At 65.6% G+C, this 13,928-nt stretch carries 15 protein-coding genes; 5 read left to right on the forward strand and 10 right to left on the reverse strand.

What is annotated here, in order from left to right; all coding sequences use genetic code 11:
* Positions 1-14: 14 nt before the first annotated feature.
* Together HDC96_RS08530 and HDC96_RS08535 are read right to left on the reverse strand one after the other, a co-directional pair.
* Entirely contained in the window at positions 15-1,040 is a 1,026-nt protein-coding gene (locus tag HDC96_RS08530) for an AI-2E family transporter (RefSeq protein WP_179459525.1), read from the reverse strand.
* On the reverse strand, positions 1,031-2,080 hold the full coding sequence (locus tag HDC96_RS08535; RefSeq protein ID WP_179459526.1) for a LacI family DNA-binding transcriptional regulator: 1,050 nt from the start codon (positions 2,078-2,080) through the stop codon (positions 1,031-1,033). The genes HDC96_RS08530 and HDC96_RS08535 overlap by 10 nt, the downstream gene beginning before the upstream one ends.
* Positions 2,081-2,175: 95 nt before the next feature.
* Between HDC96_RS08535 and HDC96_RS08540 the strand changes: the two genes are divergently transcribed.
* From HDC96_RS08540 to HDC96_RS08560, 5 genes are read left to right on the forward strand one after another with little or no spacing between them, the layout of a single operon-like run.
* A complete protein-coding gene (locus HDC96_RS08540; protein WP_179459527.1) occupies positions 2,176-3,228 on the forward strand; it encodes a sugar phosphate isomerase/epimerase family protein in 1,053 nt (350 codons plus the stop codon).
* A 26-nt stretch (positions 3,229-3,254) separates the two neighbouring features.
* Positions 3,255-4,472: a nucleoside permease gene (locus HDC96_RS08545; protein ID WP_179459528.1), complete on the forward strand. Its 1,218-nt coding sequence runs from the start codon at positions 3,255-3,257 to the stop codon at positions 4,470-4,472.
* A gap of 12 nt (positions 4,473-4,484) precedes the next feature.
* Positions 4,485-5,609, forward strand: coding sequence for a Gfo/Idh/MocA family oxidoreductase (locus HDC96_RS08550; RefSeq protein ID WP_179459529.1), 1,125 nt, complete (start codon positions 4,485-4,487; stop codon positions 5,607-5,609).
* Positions 5,610-5,628: 19 nt separating this feature from the next.
* Complete coding sequence (locus tag HDC96_RS08555; RefSeq protein WP_179459530.1) at positions 5,629-6,495, forward strand: sugar phosphate isomerase/epimerase; 867 nt, start codon at positions 5,629-5,631, stop codon at positions 6,493-6,495.
* 21 nt (positions 6,496-6,516) lie between these two features.
* A complete protein-coding gene (locus HDC96_RS08560) occupies positions 6,517-6,807 on the forward strand; it encodes a cytochrome c (RefSeq protein WP_179459661.1) in 291 nt (96 codons plus the stop codon).
* A gap of 39 nt (positions 6,808-6,846) precedes the next feature.
* Here HDC96_RS08560 and HDC96_RS08565 read toward each other — a convergent pair whose 3' ends face one another.
* The 8 genes from HDC96_RS08565 to HDC96_RS08600 form a co-directional block, all read right to left on the reverse strand.
* Positions 6,847-7,605: a DUF1080 domain-containing protein gene (locus HDC96_RS08565; RefSeq protein ID WP_179459531.1), complete on the reverse strand. Its 759-nt coding sequence runs from the start codon at positions 7,603-7,605 to the stop codon at positions 6,847-6,849.
* The gene (locus tag HDC96_RS08570; protein WP_179459532.1) at positions 7,605-8,180 is read right to left on the reverse strand and encodes a gluconate 2-dehydrogenase subunit 3 family protein; all 576 of its coding nucleotides are present in this window, start codon (positions 8,178-8,180) and stop codon (positions 7,605-7,607) included. Before HDC96_RS08570 ends, HDC96_RS08565 begins: the two co-directional genes overlap by 1 nt.
* Complete coding sequence (locus HDC96_RS08575) at positions 8,180-9,865, reverse strand: GMC family oxidoreductase (RefSeq protein WP_179459533.1); 1,686 nt, start codon at positions 9,863-9,865, stop codon at positions 8,180-8,182. The genes HDC96_RS08570 and HDC96_RS08575 overlap by 1 nt, the downstream gene beginning before the upstream one ends.
* Before the next feature lie 29 nt (positions 9,866-9,894).
* Positions 9,895-10,797: a TIM barrel protein gene (locus HDC96_RS08580; protein ID WP_179459534.1), complete on the reverse strand. Its 903-nt coding sequence runs from the start codon at positions 10,795-10,797 to the stop codon at positions 9,895-9,897.
* Between the two features lie 235 nt (positions 10,798-11,032).
* Positions 11,033-11,326: a hypothetical protein gene (locus tag HDC96_RS08585; protein WP_179459535.1), complete on the reverse strand. Its 294-nt coding sequence runs from the start codon at positions 11,324-11,326 to the stop codon at positions 11,033-11,035.
* Between the two features lie 13 nt (positions 11,327-11,339).
* The gene (locus tag HDC96_RS08590; RefSeq protein ID WP_179459536.1) at positions 11,340-12,107 is read right to left on the reverse strand and encodes a hypothetical protein; all 768 of its coding nucleotides are present in this window, start codon (positions 12,105-12,107) and stop codon (positions 11,340-11,342) included.
* Positions 12,104-13,006 (reverse strand): ABC transporter ATP-binding protein, encoded by a 903-nt coding sequence (locus tag HDC96_RS08595; RefSeq protein WP_179459537.1) that lies wholly within the window; start codon positions 13,004-13,006, stop codon positions 12,104-12,106. The genes HDC96_RS08590 and HDC96_RS08595 overlap by 4 nt, the downstream gene beginning before the upstream one ends.
* Entirely contained in the window at positions 12,993-13,919 is a 927-nt protein-coding gene (locus HDC96_RS08600) for a transposase (protein ID WP_179459538.1), read from the reverse strand. The genes HDC96_RS08595 and HDC96_RS08600 overlap by 14 nt, the downstream gene beginning before the upstream one ends.
* Between the last annotated feature and the right edge of the window lie 9 nt (positions 13,920-13,928).

Here is a 13,928-nt window from a genome sequence, read left to right on the forward strand (position 1 = left end):
GGCAGCCGGCTGGCTCAGATCCAGCGCTGGTCCAGCAGTTCGCGCTTGATGTAGGCGTAGAACACCGGCGCCGCGACCAGGCCCGGCAGACCGAAGGCGGCTTCCATCACCAGCATCGCCAGCAGCAGCTCCCACGCCCGCGCCTGGATTTCGCCACCGACGATGCGCGCGTTGAGGAAATACTCCAGCTTGTGGATGACCACCAGATACAGCAGTGCGACCACGGCGACGTAGAAGGACACCGACAGCGCCACGATGGTGATGACGGTGTTGGAGATGATATTGCCCACCACCGGCAGCAGGCCGGCCAGGAAGGTGATCAGCACCAGTGTCTTGGACAGCGGCAGGTGGACGCCGAACAGCGGCAGCACCCCGAGCAGGAAGATGGCGGTGAACAGCGTATTGAGCAGGGAGATCTTCACCTGCGCGAACACCACCTGGCGGAAGGCCGTGGCCAGGCGGCTGGTGCGGCCGATCAGCTCGCGCGCCAGCGGCCCCATTTTCGGCAGGGGCAGCTCGTCGTAGAGCGCGATCATCGCGCCCAGCACCATGCCGATCAGGATCCGCACGCTGATCTGCACGGCCGAGGTGCCGGCGATGCCCAGCTGCTGGCGGTGGGTGGCGGCCCAGTCGTTCATCGCCGTGCGCAGCGCCTGCAGGTCTTCAGGGAGGTACGGCTGCAGCAGGTCCGGCACCTGGTGGCGCGAGGTATTGAGGATGTCCATCAGCCGCATCAGCAGCGCATCCGGCCCACCGGTTTCAGTGCGGAAAAACGAGGCGATGCCGATTGCCGCGAGGGTCAGCACGCCGATGATCAGCGCCGACAGCACGATCACCGAATAGGCGCGTGCGCGCCCGGGCGGCAGCTTTCCCTCCACGGTGGAGGCCAGCAGATGGGTCAGGTGAAACACCAGCAGGCCCGACAGCAAGGTCACCACCAGGCCCAGCTTCAGGGTCAGCCACATCCCCAGCAGAATCAGTACCCAGGCCGCGATGCGGGCGGTGGGCGGCTTGGGCAACGCGGGGATCACTAGGGACATGCGGGCGCATCCTGACGGGTGGCCCATGGTAGTGGATGTGGTGCGGGCGCAGCCGTCGAGCCGCGCAGCATCAAGCTGAAATCCAGCGTCTGCTGAAGCGGCACGTCGACACGTTCGATGATGGCGAGCAGCAGGTTGACCGCGCGGGCACCGATCTCCCGCATCGGTTGCCGGATGGTCGTCAACGGCGGCGTGAGATACCGCGACGATGCCAGGTCGTCGAAGCCGACGACGGACAGATCACCCGGCACCCGGATGCCCAGATCCCGGCAGGCCGCCAGGACGCCCAGCGCCATCTGGTCGCTGAAGCAGAACACCGCGGTCGGCATCGGCGCGCGGGCCAGCAGCGCCATGCCCGCCGCATGGCCGGATTCCACGGAAAAGTCGCCCGGCACCACGCTCAGGTGGCGCAGGCGGCCGCGCGCCCTGCCGGCGGCCCGGACCCCTTCGAGCCGTTGCTGGTGGAGGGGATTGTCGGGCGGCCCGCCCACCACGGCGATGCGCTCGTGCCCCAGTCCATACAGGTGGTCCATCACGGCGCGCGCGGCAGCCGCGTTGTCGATGTGGACACTGGGAATGCCGAGCGCAGGATCGAACTCGCATCCATTGACCACCGGCGCAGCGGCGCCCAGCTGCTGGACGATCGCGCGCGCCGTCGGCGGAAGGCGATGCCCCAGCACGATCAGACCGTCGGCCTCGTTGCGCCGGAGCATCTGCGCGTAGCGCTCCTCGCGGTCGGGTTGATGCTGGGTATCCCCCAGCAGGACGGCGTAGCCAACGGCCTGCGCGGCGTCCTCCGCACCCTGCAGGATCTGGGCGAAGAACGGATTGGCGATGTCCGGGACGGTGACCAGGATCTTGCCGCTGCGCTGGGTCTTGAGCGTGCGGGCAACCGTGTTGGGCACATAGCCGAGTGCGGCGGCCGCCTGCTCGATGCGGGTACGCGTGGCCGGCAGGACTTTTTCCGGCCGGGACAGCGCCCGCGACACCGTGCCGGCGGAGACGCCGACGTGTTTTGCGATGTCGTAGATGGTTGCCATGGCGTTAGTGTTTATGTCCGCTGTGCACTGCACAACGCGTCCTGCGAAAGCCCCTGCTAGGATAATGCAATCGATTGCATCGAGAGTGAATCACGTTGAAGACGCTCAAGGGTCCAGCGCTGTTCCTGGCGCAGTTCATCGGCGACACACCTCCATTTGATCGGTTGGACACGCTGGCCAAGTGGGCCGCAGGCCTGGGCTATTCTGGCGTACAAGTCCCCACCAGCGCGCCCCACCTGTTCGATCTGGCCGAGGCGGCCCGCAGCCAGGCCTACTGCGACGACGTCGCCGGCATGCTGGCCGAACATGGTGTGCAGATCACCGAGCTGTCCACCCACCTGCAAGGGCAGCTGGTCGCCGTCCATCCCGCCTACGACAGCCTGTTCGACGGATTCGCGCCGCCCGACAAACGCGGCGATCCGGCCGCCCGCCAGGTTTGGGCGGTGGAGCAGTTGCTGCTGGCCGCCAAGGCCAGCCAGCGCCTGGGACTGACAGCGCATGCCACGTTCTCCGGGGCGCTGGCCTGGCCCTATTTCTATCCGTGGCCGCAACGCCCGCCCGGGCTGGTGGAAGAAGCCTTCGCCGAACTCGGCCGTCGCTGGCGCCCCATCCTGGATGCCTTCGACGCCTGCGACGTGGACCTGTGCTTCGAGATCCACCCGGGCGAGGACCTGCATGACGGCGCGACCTTCGAGCGCTTCCTCGACGTGGTGGACCACCACCCCCGCGCCAAGATCCTGTACGACCCCAGCCACCTGCTGCTGCAGCAGATGGACTACCTGGGCTTCATCGACCGCTATCACGACCGTATCGGCATCTTCCACGTCAAGGACGCGGAGTACCGCACCAGTGCGCGCAGTGGCGTCTATGGCGGCTACCAGGACTGGATTGATCGTCCGGGGCGGTTCCGCTCGCTCGGTGATGGGCAGATCGACTTCAAGGCGATCTTCTCGAAGTTCGCGCAGTACGACTTCCCCGGCTGGGCGGTGCTGGAGTGGGAGTGCTGCCTGAAGCACCCGGAAGACGGCGCACGGGAGGGCGCCGCCTTCATCCGCGACCACATCATCCACGTGACCGAGCGCGCCTTCGACGACTTTGCCGACAGCGGCACCGATCCTGGATCCCTGCGACGCATGCTGGGGATCTGAGCCATCACTGCCTGGGAGGGCAAGCCATGACGCACACCATGTCGCGCTTGGGCGCGATGATGTTTCTGCAGTTCTTCATCTGGGGGGCATGGTTCGTCACCCTGGGGACGTACCTGGTGCAGGGGCCGTTGCAGGCCAGCGCGAGCCAGGTGGCGACGGCGTTCCTCAGCCAATCGATCGGTGCCATCGTCGCGCCCTTCCTGGTCGGCCTGATCGCGGATCGCTACTTCGCGGCGCAGCGCATCCTCGCGGTGCTGCACCTCGCCGGTGCCGCGCTGATGTGGCTGGCGTCCACGGCGACGGACTTCAGCACCTTCTCCGCCTATGTCATGGGGTACATGCTGCTGTTCATGCCGACGCTGGCGCTGGCCAACAGCGTGGCGATGCGGCACATGCAATCGCCTGAGAAACACTTCCCGCTGGTGCGGGTAGCCGGCAGCGTCGGCTGGATCGTGGCGGGCGTGCTGATCGGCTGGCTGGGCTGGGAACAGGCGCATCGGCTCGAGCTGACGTTCCAGATGGCGGCGATGGCATCGCTGGCGCTGGGCCTGTATGCGTTCACGCTGCCGCACACGCCGCCGCTGGCGCAACAGCGCGACGCCGGGCTGGGGCAGATCCTGGGCCTGGATTCGCTGCGGCTGCTGAAGTCGCGCGCGTATCTGGTGTTCTTCCTGGCATCCATCGCCATCTGCATCCCGCTGTCGTTCTACTACAACTTCACCAACCCGTACCTCAACGACCTGGGCGTGCGCGGCGCGGCCGGCCTGCAATCGCTTGGACAGGTCTCCGAAGTCCTGCTGATGCTGGCGATGCCGTTCCTGTTCGTGCGGCTGGGGGTCAAGACGATGCTGGCGGTCGGCATGGCCGCATGGGTGGTGCGCTACGCCATGTTCGCCTTTGGCGATGCGGGCGGCGGCTTCTCCCTGCTGGTGATCGGCATCGTGCTGCACGGCATCTGCTACGACTTCTTCTTCGTCACCGGCCAGATCTACACCGATGCGCATGCCGGCCCCGCCGCGCGCAGCAGCGCGCAGGGCTTCATCACCCTGGCCACGTACGGCGTGGGCATGTTGATCGGTACGTTCCTGTCCGGCGCGGTGGTCGAGCACTACACCACTGCCGCAGGCCCGGACTGGCAACGGATCTGGCTGTTCCCGGCCGGCGTCGCGCTGGTCGTGCTGATCGCCTTCCTGCTGCTGTTCCGCGACCGGCCGGTGCTTGCCGCCGCGCCCACCACGCACTGAGGAACCCACCCGATGCGCAAGCTTGGAATCGCCCTTGTGGGCACGGGCATGATCGGCGCCGTACATCGCCGCGCGGCGCTGCTGGCCGGCGCGGATGTCCGCGGCGTGGTCGCCTCTTCGCCGCAACGCGCAGAAGAGGTGGCGCGGTCATGGAATGTTCCGCGCGGCTATCGTGACATCGAAGAGGTGGTCACCGATCCGCAGGTACAGGTCGTGCACATCTGTACGCCCAATCACCTGCACCGCCCGATGGCGCAGGCCGCACTCGAGGCCGGCAAACACGTGATCTGCGAGAAGCCGCTGGCGACGACGCTGGAAGACGCCGAGGCCCTGGCGGCATTGGCCGCTTCGACCGGGCTGGTCGCCACGGTCCCCTTCGTCTACCGCTACCACCCGGTGGTCCGCGAGGCACGCGCACGCATCGCGCAGGGCGAGCTGGGGCCGCTGCACCTGATCCACGGCAGTTACCTGCAGGACTGGCTTCTGGACCCCGCCAGCAACAACTGGCGCGTGGACCCGGCGCTGGGCGGCGCGTCGCGCGTGTTCGCCGACATCGGCTCGCATTGGTGCGACCTGGTGGAATGGGTCAGCCGCGAGCGTTTCGTCGACGTCAGCGCGGCGTTCGCCACGGTGATCGCCGAGCGCAGCACCGACACTGGGCAGAGCTTCACCACAGCGGTGGGCGGTGGCGCGACGCAGGCGGTCGCAAGCGAGGACGTAGCAGCAGCGATGTTCAGGACCGGTGCGGGTACGCTGGCGTCATTGACGGTCAGCCAGGTCTCGGCCGGACGCCACAATCGCCTCTGGTTCGAGATCGATGGCGCCAGGTCCAGCGTGGCATTCAACCAGGAGGACGCCGAGCGGCTGTGGATCGGCCTGCCCGACCAGCGCGAGGAGACCTTCGTGCGTGGGCCGGGGGCCGGTAGTGCCGAACAGCGCCGGCTGTCCGTATTGCCGGCCGGGCACGCGCAGGGCTACGGCCATTGCTTCGAGGCGTTCGTCGCCGACACCTATCGCGCCATCGAAGGCGAGCGGCCGCAGGGCCTGCCCACCTTCGAAGACGGACTGCGCTCGGCGCGGATCGTAGACCGCGTCATCGCATCGGCCAGGACACGTGCCTGGACCACCATCGGCTGACTCCCGGGAGACTCTCTTGATGAACACCTCTGTTCGCGGAACTGCAATCCTCGCTCTGCTGCTCGCTGCCCTGCCCGCCTTCGCGCACGACATCGTCACCCCGCAGAAGCCCATCGCCGTGCAGATGTACACACTGCGCAACGCCGGCTCGCTCGACCAGCAGTTGAAGATCGTCCATGAGGCGGGCGTGGGTGCGGTGGAAACGGTGGGCACGCAGGGCGTCAGCGCCGCCGAACTCAAGCAGCTGCTGGACAGGTATTCGATCAAGGCGATCTCGTCCCACGTGCAACTGGCCGAGCTGCGCAGGGACCTGGACGGCGTGGTGGCCTTCAACCGGTCGATCGGCAACACGACGCTGGTGGTGCCCTACCTGGACGAAAAGGATCGACCCACCGATGCCGCAGGCTGGACCGCACTGGGCCGGGAACTCGGCGGAATCGCGACGCAGGCACGGGCCAAGGGCATGCAGCTGGCCTACCACAACCATGACTTCGAGCTCGTAGACTTCGACGGCAAAACCGGCCTGGAACTGCTGTTCGCCGCTGCCGGCCCCGACCTGCAGACCGAGCTGGACCTGGCCTGGGTGGCGCGTGCGGGTCATGACCCGGTGGTGATGCTGGGCAAGTTCCGCGGCCACGTGTTCGCGGTGCACGCCAAGGACAATGCACCCAAGGGCCAGGCCGAAGACGAGGGCGGTTTCGCTGCCGTCGGCCAGGGCGTGCTGGACTGGAACGCGATCCTGCCTGCTGCGGCCGCTGCCGGGGTGCAGTGGTACATCGTCGAGCACGACCAGCCGCGTGATCCGGCCAAGGCCATCAAGACCGGCGCGGACTACCTGCGCGGACACCTGCCCGCCAGCGCGCCGCGCGAGCCAGCGAAGGAGTAATGCTTGAATACGCGTTTCAGACTGATCCCGATCCTCGCCGTACTGGCATCGAGTGCGCTGCTTGCCCCTGAGGCGTGGTCCAAGGACGACCCCGCGGCCGGCGCGACCCTCTACGCAACCCACTGCACGGCCTGCCACGGCGCCGAGCGCGCCGGTGTACCGCCGACGTTCCCCGCGCTCACCGACGTCGCCAAGCGGCTGCAGCCGGCGCAGATCAAGGAGAAGATCAGCAAGGGCGGCGGGTTGATGCCGCCGTTTCCACAGCTGTCGCCCCAGGAGATCGACGATATCGCCAGCTACCTGGCGAACTAGGCTGCCCGCGCCGGCGCCGGCAGCCGTTTCGTGTCGGCGCTACAGCTCGCGCACCCAGATGTTGCGGTAGCTGACCCTGGAATCGTGCTCCTGCAGGTAGATCGGCGCACACGCATGCGGCGCGTACGATGGCGCACCGATGTATTCGGTCTTGCCTGCCAGCACGGTGTCGTCCTGCACCAGCACGCCGTTGTGCAGCACGGTGATGCGGGCGGGCGAGGTGAGCCCGCCGCCCGGCGAGAAGCGCGGTGCCTTCCAGATGATGTCGTAGGCCTGCCACTCACCCGGCGCACGCGAGGCGTTCACCAGCGGCATGGCCTGTTTGTAGAGCGAGGCGGCCTGGCCATTGGCATAGGTCGGATTGTTGTAACTGTCGAGCACCTGCAGCTCATACAGTTCCTGCAGGAAGATGCCGCTGTTCCCCCGATCCTGGCCGTCGAAGCCCTTGGTCGCGATGGGCGAGCGCCATTCAACGTGCAACTGGATGTCGCAAAAGCGCTGCCGGGTGCGGATGCCCTTGCTGCCGGGAACCACAGTCAACGCACCGTCGGCGATGCTCCAAGGCACGCGCCCCCCCTGCTCCGACTCCCAGGCGGAGACATCCCTGCCATCGAACAGCACGACCGCGTCGGAGGGCGCGCCGCCCGGCGGCGTGGCCACGCGCGCGGGCACGGGCGTCCACACCTCGGTCTTCGTTGGATCGCGCGCGGGATCGGCACCGGCCTGCGCGAATGCCGGTGCAGCGGCCAGCACGCCGGCGGCGATCAATAGAGGCGTGATCTTCATCGCGTGATCCATCAGCTGGTCCCCCAGGCGGGCGTACCGGGAACATAGGCGAGGTCGCCGTCATAGCGGCCCGGCACGGCGACATACTTCAGCACCTCGGTCGCGCCGACCTTGGAGGTGAAGAAACCGAAGATGGTCAGCTGCTTGAACATCGTGAAGTAGTGCGGCATCGGCTCGCCTGCTTCGGCGGTGCCGGTCTCGGTGACCTCGACTGCGTGCTTCCTGGCCTCAGCATCCAGCGCGCGCAGCAGCTCGGTGCGGGCCTGCGGCGCAAGTGAAGCGAAGCGACCGCCCGCGCGTTTGTCGATATCGGCCAGGCCGGCGCGGAACGACGCCTGCTGCCGAGCGGTGTAGCAGTCGCTGACGAACGTCGCCATGAACGCACCGGCGCCTGCGTCTTTCGCCCCCGGCGTTTTCGTACGCGGCAGGATGGTCTCGGCGATCTCGTCCAGCGTGCCGACATCCGCGTCGGAGAAGGGCGTCTTCGGCCCTGCGGCAGGAGCCTGTGCCTGACCGAGCGCGGGCAGGCCGATCATGGCCGCACCGGTGGCGGCGACGATCATCTTCAGCAGTTCGCGGCGGTCCATCAGAGATTCCCCGCTTTCAGTTCGCGCACAGCGTGGTCGGCGGCCCGCGCGGTCAGCGCCATATAGGTCAGCGACGGATTCACGCACGCGCTGGAGGTCATGCAGGCGCCGTCGGTGACATAGACGTTGGGCGCATCCCAGACCTGGTTGTGCTGGTTCAGCACGGAGTTCCTGCGGTCACGCCCCATGCGCGCGGTGCCCATTTCATGGATGCCCTTGCCCGGGGCATAGTCGTTGTCGTGCATCTCCACGTCCTTGACGCCGGCGGCCTCCAGCATCTCGGCAGCATCGGCGGCCATGTCCTTGCGCATGGCCAGCTCGTTGGCGCGCATGGCTACATCCATCGCCAGCACCGGCAGTCCCCATTTGTCCTCGCGGTCCCGGTCGAGGCGGATCGTGTTGTCGTGGTGCGGCAGCATCTCGCCGAACCCGGTCATGCCGATGCGCCAGTCGCCGGGTACGGTCAGCGCCTCCTTCAGGTCGGCACCGATGTTCAGTTCGGCGATTTCGCGCGACCACCCCGTGCGGCTTGCGCCGCCCTGGTAGCCGAATCCCCGCAGGTAGCCGCGCTTTTCCTCGGCAACGTTGCGGAAACGCGGAATATAGAAGCCGCAGGGACGTCGGCCGAAGTAGTACTTGTCCTCGTAGCCTTCGACCCGGCCGGAGGCGCCCGCACCGAAATGATGGTCCATCACGTTGTGCCCCAGTTCGCCGGACGAAGAGCCCAGCCCGCCCTCCCATACATCGGTGGCCGAGTTCATCAGCAGCCAGGTCGAGTTGAAGGAGGAGGCGTTGAGGAAGATGACCTTGGCCGTGTACTGGTAAGTCTGGCCGGTCTCGGCGTCGATGACTTCCACGCCCCGCGCGCGCTTGCGGTCCTTGTCGTAGAGCACTTCCTTGACGATGGAGAACGGCCGCAAGGTCAGGTTGCCTGTCTTCATCGCCGCCGGCAGCGTCGCTGCCTGGGTGGAGAAATAGGCCCCGAAGGGACAGCCGAGGATGCATTTGTTGCGGTACTGGCAGTTGACTCGGCCCTGCTCGGGCATCGGCTTGGTGATGTTCGCCGTGCGCGAGTGGATCATGTGCCGGGTGCCGCCGAAGGCCTTTTTGATCCGCGCGGCCACGTCCTTCTCGACGACGTTCAACGGGATCGGCGGCAGGAACTCGCCGTCCGGCAGCACGTCCAGCCCTTCGCGTGTGCCGGCGATCCCGGCAAATTTCTCCACGTGGTCATACCACGGCGCGATGTCGGCGTAGCGGATCGGCCAGTCGGTCGCGATGCCCTCCTTGAGATTCGCTTCGAAATCCAGATCGGAGAAGCGATAGCTCTGCCGGCCCCACATCAGCGAGCGCCCCCCGACGTGGTAGCCGCGGAACCAGTCGAATCGTTTGGTCTCGATGTAGGGCGATTCCTGTTCGTCGGCCCACATCCCCTGCAGGTTCTCGGCCAGCGCGTAGTCGCGCATCAGTACCGGGAACGCGGCCTTCATCGCCTGGGTTGGCCGGTTACGATGCGGGAAGTCCCACGGCTCCTTCATCGCGTTGACGTAGTCCTTCACGTGCTCGATGTTGCGGCCCCGTTCCAGCATCAGGACTTTGAGGCCCTTCTCGGTCAGCTCCTTTGCCGCCCAACCGCCACTGATTCCCGAGCCAACGACGATGGCGTCGTAATGATTGTCTGCCATGGGTCTGTTTCACCTAGGTGGATATCGTTTCAGACGTCGCAGAGGCGGATCGCCTCGCGCAGCGAGCCGACGGGATCTGGCGCCGCAGGCATGAATTCCTGCGCCAGATACCCGTCGAAACCGGTGTCGCGGATCGCGCGACAGATGGCGGGATAGTGGAGTTCCTGCTGGTCTCCGATCTCGTGCCGGCCAGGCACGCCCGCGGTGTGGTAATGCTTGAAGCAGGCGTGATGCCTGCCGATGGTGGCGATGATGTCGCCCTCCATGATCTGCATGTGGTAGATGTCGTAGAGCAGGCCGAAATGATCCGAGCCGATCCGTTGGCACAGCTCGACGCCCCAGGCGGAGGTGTCGCAGAGGTAGTCGGGATGATCGACCCTGGAGTTCAGCAGCTCCATCACCAGCACGACGTTGCGTTTCTCGGCATGCCGGAGGATGCGTTTGAGCCCCGCCTCGGCATGGGCCATGCCTTCCTCGGGGTCCATGCCGTTGCGATTGCCGGAGAAGCAGATGAGGTTGCGGTAGCCGGCATCGGCCACCAGATCAATGTGCCGCGTGTAGCGCTCCACCAGTTGATCGTGGAACTCGCGGCCGGCAAAGCCCTTGGTCAGGCCCAGCTCCGCGCCGTTGCACATCGAACTGTCCACCCCATGGGCCTTCAGCGTGGGCCAGTCCTCCGGGCCGACCAGATCAATGGCGGCGAACCCGATGTCCTGCACCGTCCTGCACAGCTGGGCGACCGACTGCTGCGGAAAGGTCCAGCGGGCGACGGCGTGCTTCAGGTTGCCCTTGAGCGGCGCGGCGGCGGCAAACGCCGGCAGCACGCCCGCAGCACCCAGCCCAAGGCTCGCGGCGGCCGCCAGGCGCAGTGCATCACGCCGCGTGAGCCCCGGCCCCGATGCCGGCGCCGGTCTGATCGAATGGATGGACATCCGTCTTCCGGCCTCCCAACCGGTATCAAACGCTGACGATCCGCTGCAATGCAATCGATTGCACCATAGAGGAGGAGATCGTTTTTTTGCAAGACGCGGTGCACGAAAACGCATGTTGCGGGGCACAACGCGCGTACTGCCTGTCGCCGCGTGCGTGCGATGGGAGGGCGGCCTGCCACGCAATCGCGTTCACCGGGCTGCGGGAAGTCAGCGCCGCCGCGCGGCAGGCATCCGCTCATCGCCGGCGGTGCATCGCCTGGCGCAGCTGCTCCCGCGCCTCCGGGTCAGCCTCGATCATGCGCCGCAGCGACCGATAGACATACGCGCGGCAGAGCCCCGGCCAGGCGACCAGCAGATAGACCGCGCCGGCGATCAGCCACGCATTCGGTGCCTGCTTCATCAGGCCGGTATGACCACCGGTCGCGGCTACTGCCAGGATGACCAGCAGCACCCAACGGAACCAGCGCCAGAACCGCATTCCCCAGTCGACATTGAGAACGTGCTTGAGTTCCTGGTCGGTCAGTCGCATGCCGTCACTCCCTTTAATAGTGGCCAATCGTGCCACGACGCATGGCAACGCGTCGCATCCGTGAAAAGAACAGCAGTCCCGCACCAAAATAGCCGCACGATGCCAGCGATGCCAATGCGAAAGCCGACCAGCTCCAGCCGGCCGGATCTAGGATCGCCCCCTTGGCCAGCCCCATCGACCCGACGAAAGGCAGAAGCAACGCTGCGGGCAGCCGGTCGATCCATTGTGCGGCACTGTCGGCCATCATCACCGGCATGAGACCGAAGGTAAGCAGCAACGCGATGGATCGGGTCTTCTTGAATACCAGCGCACAACCCGCCATCGCGAAGCCGCCCCCAGCCGCCGTGATCACCGCAAGGCCCAGCGAAGCGAAGGCGGCCGGCGCAAGCGTGAGGTGTGCCACCCTGCCCGCCACCAGCGCAATTACCGCGACGATCGCGCCGGTCACCATCACGCTTGCCAGCATGCGTACCATTAGGATACGGGTCAGTGCATGGCCACCGGTGAACAGCTGCTCCACCGTACCACTCTGGGCTTCCGCCTCCAGTTCGGACGCTGGCCCGGACAACAATCCCATGCACAACATCCAGCCGATGAAGGACAGCATGGTGATCCCGGCCGCGTAGGTGGCAGGTACAGTACTGCCGAACGCGGCTGTGGAACCATACGCGATGCCAAAAAACATGCCGGTAAGGATCAGGAAGGAGAGAACCGTCTCCAGCGGGTAGCGACGCATCTGCAGCAATGAGCGACCTAGTTCCATCTGCAGCAGGTAGATCATGCCACTCTCCTCGAGCTCAGGCTTTCCATCACTTCACGCAGACTTGCGTGACCGAAGTTGCAGGACACGATCGGTGCTGGCTGCAGCGTTTCCAGGACGCTGTAAAGCGATGTCACCGTGGCATCGGCTCGTACGCTGAATGCGTGCACCGACGCCCCCAGCGCGTGAAGCCGCTCGACTACCGAGTCTGCCGGTACTTCCTCCAACACCACCTCTAGGATCTTACGTCCTAGCTCGGCCCGTATGGAATCGATGCTTTGCGGTGAACCTGGCCTGCCGTTGTCGATCAGAAGTGCCCGACTGGCTAGGCGCTGCACGAATTCCAGCTGGTGGGATGTCAGCACGATGGCGCAGCCACGGTCACGCAGCATTTCGATACTCTGCAGGATTACCTTTTCGTGTACCAGATCCACACCAAGGGTAGGTTCGTCCAGCAGCAGTACCCTCGGATCGCACATTACCGCGATCGCAAGTACCAACCGTTGCTGCATGCCGCGTGACAACGTGCCAACCAGACTGTCGCCCTTTTCCGTCAGCCCTGCCCGCTCAAGCACCTCGTCGCGGCGTGCGCGCCGCGATCTCCGAAGCGCGCCTTTGAGTGCACCGAAGTAGTCGATGTTCTCGCGAACTGACATCTTCCAGTAGAGGCTGCGCCCGCCATCGAGCACCACACTCAACGACGGATCCGGAACGCCGGGGCGCCGCTGCGTACCATTGACGCGGATATGACCACCATCGGGCAGCACCGTACCGGCGATGGTGCGCAGCAGCGTTGACTTGCCTGCGCCGTTGAGCCCCAGCACCGCGAAAACCTCACCGGGGTCGACCTTGAACGATGTCGGCTGCAATGCGAAGCCCGCATAGCGCTTGTGGACCGCCTCGACCTCAAGCGCGGGCATGTTCCGTCTCCGCTCGTGGCGCCATCACCTTGCGGATCTCAGCCTTAGCCGATTCACGCACTAGGAGCGACGCATCATCCAGGCCATGGCTAAGCAGCTCGATGCGCTGGTCTGGGTTGTGCACGCGCGAACCCATGCTCTTCAGCGCAGCAAAACGGATCCGCGGATTCACGTGTCTGCGGGAGATATGGTCGACGATCTCCACGGTGTTCTCGTCGCCGATGGCAGCGGCCACCGACAACACGCATACCATGTTGTTTCGGTTGACCATCTTCTTGATCACTCCGCTGACCGTATCGGCAGCGTACTGGTCTGTCACCACTGGACGCAGCGTGTTCTCCATGATGTTCAGGGAAATCGAAAGCTCCTCGGCCGGTAACTGATCGTGCACATCCACGAAGGCGCGGTAGAGCATCGTCTTTCCCGCACTCAGTGCCGAGCGTTCGATGAAGCGCAGCCCCATGTCCTCGCCTGGATAGCCGGCCACCTGGTCGTAATCGTACTCGTAGTAATCGCTCCAGTAGCCCGGGCCGTGATAGCCCACCGTGAGAAAGTTGAAATTGTGGTCATGCGGCTTGTGATAGAAGAACGGATCCGGCCCGCTGGCCTGCATGACAGCGTCCTCCGCGCTTGGCCAGATATTGGCGCGCAGGAAGTAATTCTTGCGGGGATCAAGGTGCAGCATCACCACCTGCGGCGTGTAGGTGTTGCCACGCTGCATGGTCGCCAGGTCCTTGAGTTCAGCCGCCACCCGGTCCGCTAGGAAGGTCCGGTTATTGGCCAACCCCTGCAGGCCGGCCGCCGCGGCGGATATGCTGTCGTGGCAACGCGTGTCCAGGTCGACGTCGAGGCGTTCGATCAGCTCTTCAAGCTGAAGGCTGATGTTTTGTCGGGAATCGATCACGATAGGCATGACAATACT

The sequence above is a fragment of the Stenotrophomonas sp. JAI102 genome, from assembly GCF_013409105.1.
GTDB classification, from domain to species: domain Bacteria; phylum Pseudomonadota; class Gammaproteobacteria; order Xanthomonadales; family Xanthomonadaceae; genus Stenotrophomonas; species Stenotrophomonas maltophilia_AA.

Coding starts and splice junctions, on each gene's coding strand:
- HDC96_RS08545 (WP_179459528.1), top strand. CDS start 3,255: ATGACGCACACCATGTCGCGCTTGGGCGCGATGATGTTTCTGCAGTTC.
- HDC96_RS08590 (WP_179459536.1), bottom strand. CDS start 12,107: ATGATCTACCTGCTGCAGATGGAACTAGGTCGCTCATTGCTGCAGATG.
- HDC96_RS08595 (WP_179459537.1), bottom strand. CDS start 13,006: ATGCCCGCGCTTGAGGTCGAGGCGGTCCACAAGCGCTATGCGGGCTTC.
- HDC96_RS08530 (WP_179459525.1), bottom strand. CDS start 1,040: ATGTCCCTAGTGATCCCCGCGTTGCCCAAGCCGCCCACCGCCCGCATC.
- HDC96_RS08600 (WP_179459538.1), bottom strand. CDS start 13,919: ATGCCTATCGTGATCGATTCCCGACAAAACATCAGCCTTCAGCTTGAA.
- HDC96_RS08585 (WP_179459535.1), bottom strand. CDS start 11,326: ATGCGACTGACCGACCAGGAACTCAAGCACGTTCTCAATGTCGACTGG.
- HDC96_RS08570 (WP_179459532.1), bottom strand. CDS start 8,180: ATGGACCGCCGCGAACTGCTGAAGATGATCGTCGCCGCCACCGGTGCG.
- HDC96_RS08550 (WP_179459529.1), top strand. CDS start 4,485: ATGCGCAAGCTTGGAATCGCCCTTGTGGGCACGGGCATGATCGGCGCC.
- HDC96_RS08565 (WP_179459531.1), bottom strand. CDS start 7,605: ATGGATCACGCGATGAAGATCACGCCTCTATTGATCGCCGCCGGCGTG.
- HDC96_RS08555 (WP_179459530.1), top strand. CDS start 5,629: ATGAACACCTCTGTTCGCGGAACTGCAATCCTCGCTCTGCTGCTCGCT.
- HDC96_RS08575 (WP_179459533.1), bottom strand. CDS start 9,865: ATGGCAGACAATCATTACGACGCCATCGTCGTTGGCTCGGGAATCAGT.
- HDC96_RS08535 (WP_179459526.1), bottom strand. CDS start 2,080: ATGGCAACCATCTACGACATCGCAAAACACGTCGGCGTCTCCGCCGGC.
- HDC96_RS08580 (WP_179459534.1), bottom strand. CDS start 10,797: ATGTCCATCCATTCGATCAGACCGGCGCCGGCATCGGGGCCGGGGCTC.